Source organism: Pinirhizobacter sp., assembly GCF_035317885.1.
Lineage (GTDB): Bacteria > Pseudomonadota > Gammaproteobacteria > Xanthomonadales > Rhodanobacteraceae > Pinirhizobacter.
This window is the reverse complement of sequence record NZ_DATHFX010000397.1, coordinates 1-3,391: the sequence shown is the minus strand read 5'-3', so window position 1 is coordinate 3,391 and position 3,391 is coordinate 1. Positions and strand designations below refer to the sequence as shown.

The 3,391-nt window shown below is 62.5% G+C and carries 5 protein-coding genes; 4 read left to right on the top strand and 1 reads right to left on the bottom strand.

Going from position 1 to position 3,391, the window contains the following annotated elements:
• Both VK519_RS13100 and VK519_RS13095 read left to right on the top strand, forming a co-directional pair.
• Positions 1-288: EAL domain-containing protein (locus VK519_RS13100; RefSeq protein WP_324350429.1), on the top strand; the 288-nt coding region annotated here is incomplete at its 5' end.
• 69 nt (positions 289-357) lie between these two features.
• Positions 358-1,485, top strand: coding sequence for an acyltransferase family protein (locus tag VK519_RS13095; protein ID WP_324350427.1), 1,128 nt, complete (start codon positions 358-360; stop codon positions 1,483-1,485).
• Here the strand turns inward: VK519_RS13095 and VK519_RS13090 are convergent.
• Complete coding sequence (locus VK519_RS13090) at positions 1,482-1,877, bottom strand: DOPA 4,5-dioxygenase family protein (RefSeq protein WP_324350425.1); 396 nt, start codon at positions 1,875-1,877, stop codon at positions 1,482-1,484. The two genes, VK519_RS13095 and VK519_RS13090, sit on opposite strands and share 4 nt — an antisense overlap.
• Positions 1,878-1,983: 106 nt before the next feature.
• On the opposite strand from VK519_RS13090, the gene VK519_RS13085 reads away from it, so the two are divergent.
• Both VK519_RS13085 and VK519_RS13080 read left to right on the top strand, forming a co-directional pair.
• Positions 1,984-2,877, top strand: a complete 894-nt coding sequence (locus VK519_RS13085) for a LysR substrate-binding domain-containing protein (protein WP_324350423.1) — start codon at positions 1,984-1,986, stop codon at positions 2,875-2,877.
• A gap of 53 nt (positions 2,878-2,930) precedes the next feature.
• On the top strand, positions 2,931-3,391 hold a 461-nt coding region (locus VK519_RS13080; RefSeq protein ID WP_324350421.1), incomplete at its 3' end, for a hypothetical protein.

The window sequence follows — 3,391 nt, the reverse complement described above, 5'->3', positions numbered from 1 at the left end:
GCTTACCTGCGCAGCCTGCCGATCAACACCCTGAAGATCGACCGGGTGTTCGTTACCGACGTCACCACCAATGCACGATCGGCGGCGATCTGCCTGGCGCTGATCGCGCTAAGCCACAGCCTGGATCTCACCGTGGTCGCCGAAGGCGTCGAAACCGCCGAGCAACTGGCCTGGTTGAAGACCCACCAGTGCGACTTCGTGCAAGGCTACCTGGTGTCGCCACCGCTGCCGATGGAAGCCATGGTCAGGCATCTTGGATCCAGCAAGCCCGGCGGCGCCATTGCATAGCCTCGACGCCGCCCTCGAATTGCCCTGATTCCATCGCTATGCTTGCGAATTACTGCAGGGAGGCATTTTGTGCGCCGGTTACCAGGGCTTGATCTTTTACGCGCGGTGGCGATCCTGTCGGTCATATGTACCCACGCTTGGCTTGCCGGTGGCATGGGCGACGGCTTTACCTGGATCGAAGCCTATGGATGGATGGGGGTCGACCTTTTCTTTGTCTTGAGCGGCTACCTCATCGGCCGGCAACTCCTGGCTCGATTCCAGCAGGATGGCCAGCTCGACCTCAAGGCCTTTTACCGGCAACGCGCCTACCGCATCCTGCCGGCGTACCTGGTGGTGGTGGCGTTCTATTTCTGCTTCCCTTCCTTGCGTGAAACACCCGCCATCCAGCCGCTCTGGCAGTTCCTGACCTTCACGATGAACCTGTTCGTGGTCCAGGACACCGGGCATGCGTTTTCGTCCGCATGGTCGCTATGCGTGGAGGAACATTTCTACCTGGTATTCCCGCTGGCGGTCATGGCCGTGGCACCCCATGCCAGCGTGCGCCGGGTCGCCTCCATCATCCTGGGGCTATGCGTTGCCGGCATGATCTGGCGCGGATTCGCCTGGTGGCAATCGGCGGCACCCTCGCCCGATGAAGGCGGCGTATGGGAGATGAATATCCGCCACTACATGGAGATGGTGTATTACCCCACGTATGCACGCCTGGATGGGTTGCTGGCAGGCATTACGCTCGCCATCGTCAGCGTCCATCGGGCAGCGTGGTGGGAGCGTGCCCAGCGACACCCGAACGCGCTTGCCATCGCGGGTGCGGGCGTGGTCGGAATCTCGACATGGATCTTCTACGATATCCAGACATTCAGCGCGTGCGTCATCGGCTTCCCGGTACTGTCGATCGGACTGGCCCTGCTGGTGGCGGCCGCCGCGGCACCGGGCGGCGTGCTTGCCAAGGTGCACGTGCCGGGCGCCGCGTGGATGGCGGCCGTGTCATACAGTCTGTACCTCAGCCACAAGGCCGTGCTTAGCCTCGCATTCAAGCACCTGCCTGCCGCCCTTACCCAGCATGGCATTTTTACCTTCGCCTGCTGCCTGCTTGCCGCGCTATGCGTTGCCGCCCTTCTTCACTATCTGGTTGAACGTCCGTTCCTGCGTTTGCGTGACCGGAAGGTGCGCCCATCCATGGCCCAGGCAGCGGCTTAGAAATCCGTCTTGCCAAATCGCGGGACGCCTTTGTTCTGCCCAGGCGGGTCAAGCGTCGACAGATCCAGTTCGATTCGATCGCCGATCCAGGTCGCAAGGGTCGTATGGTCGGCCAGGTCGTCGTCGGTAAGGGGATGGACCAGGGAGGTCAGGCCCGAACCTTCGAGAATCTCCAGCACCGTGGGCAGAGTGCGCTTCAGGTAATGAAACTCGAACTGGGAGATCGGGTGGGGACCCGCCTTTCCGTCCCGAAGTTGACCTACAAACAGCAGCCCGGGCATCTCACCGGATTGCTTCATCGCGATCAGGCGAAGGCGCAGCGCGTCGGCCTGGTCGCGTTGTCCGGGCACGTAATAGACGTGTGCGTGGTAAGGGGCATCGGCATCGTTCATTCCACGTCCTTCGCATTGCCTGGAGTCAGGCCGCCATGATGCACGTGGACGGTCGGTGGATAAACATGGCATATTTTCACCAATTCAGAACCCCTGGGTTTTAAGTGTGAACAAGCTTGCCAGCATGGAGATGTTCGTGCGGGTCGTGGACCTTGGCAGTTTCAGCGCCGCCGCGGATGCCTGTGGCGTTTCGCCGACCATGGTGGCCAAGCACATCCGTGAGATCGAAGCGCGCCTGGGCGCGCGCGTACTGCATCGCACGACGCGCCGGCAGACACTTTCGGACGTGGGAAGGCTTTACTACGATCGATGCAAGCAGGCCCTGGCCAGCATCGAATTCGCAGAAGCGAGCGCCTCGGAACTGCAGGCGAGCCCGCGGGGATTGCTCAGGCTCGTCGCGCCCGTGAGTTTCGGCACGCATAGCCTGGTGCCGGCGCTTGGCCAGTACATGGCCGATCATCCGGATGTGACCATTGAGCTGACGCTCGACAACGGTCGTCCGCTCCTGCTGGACGATGGTTTTGACGTGGGCGTCCTGGTTGGCGAGCCGAACGACGCAAACCTGGTGGCACGACCGCTCAAGCCCTATCGGCGGATACTCGCCGCCGCTCCGGTGTACCTGGCGAAGCGGGGCCAGCCCACGCATCCGCGGGAACTGACCGAACACGACTGCCTGGGTCCGTCGTATTGGCGTCGATATGACCACTGGCGTCTTGTCGGGCCCGAGGGTGAATCGTGCCAGGTGGCCGTGCACGGCCGCTTCTCCGCCAACCAGGGAAACACCCTTCGCGTTGCCGCGCTGAACGGTATGGGCATCGCCTTGCAGCCTGAGGCCGTGCTGGCCGACGACCTCGCCACCGGCAGGCTTGTGAAGGTGCTGCCCGAATGGTCGCTTCTCCCCTCGCCCATGCACCTGGTCTATGCCCCCGATCGCCATCCCACGGCAAAGCTGCGCACGGTGATCGATTTCCTGCTGTCGAGATTTGGCGTAGCGTTCTGAACTGGCCAGCGGATTGGCCTATGATCGTGGCCACCGGCTGCCGGAACCGAGCCATGAAGCGAATCGTTCCACTGCTGATTGCCAGCGTGATGTTCTACGCGTCGGCGGCTTCATCCCAGGAAATGCACTCGCATCCGGCGCCGGAGAAGCTGGGCAAGGTGACATTCGCAACGTCGTGCACGCCGAAGGTTGCCCACGATTTCGAGCGCGCCGTCGCCCTGCTTCATTCTTTTGCCTATACCGCGTCGGAAAAGGCCTTCCGGGATGTCGCCACGGCCGACCCCTCCTGCGCCATGGCACATTGGGGCATCGCGATGTCCTATTTCCATGAGCTTTGGAGCCCGCCAGGCCCGGCGGATCTCGCCAAGGGCGAGGCGGAAATCGAAGAGGCAACCCGTTTGCCTGTCCGGACCGAACGCGAACGCCTTTTCATCGCGGCCATCGCTGCGTACTACCGCGACGCCGACCATGTACCGCCTGCCACCCGGGCCAAGGCCTATGAAGCGGCGATGGG

Excerpts from the sequence above, each read along its gene's own strand:
- VK519_RS13090 (WP_324350425.1), bottom strand. The coding sequence starts at position 1,877 with ATGAACGATGCCGATGCCCCTTACCACGCACACGTCTATTACGTGCCC.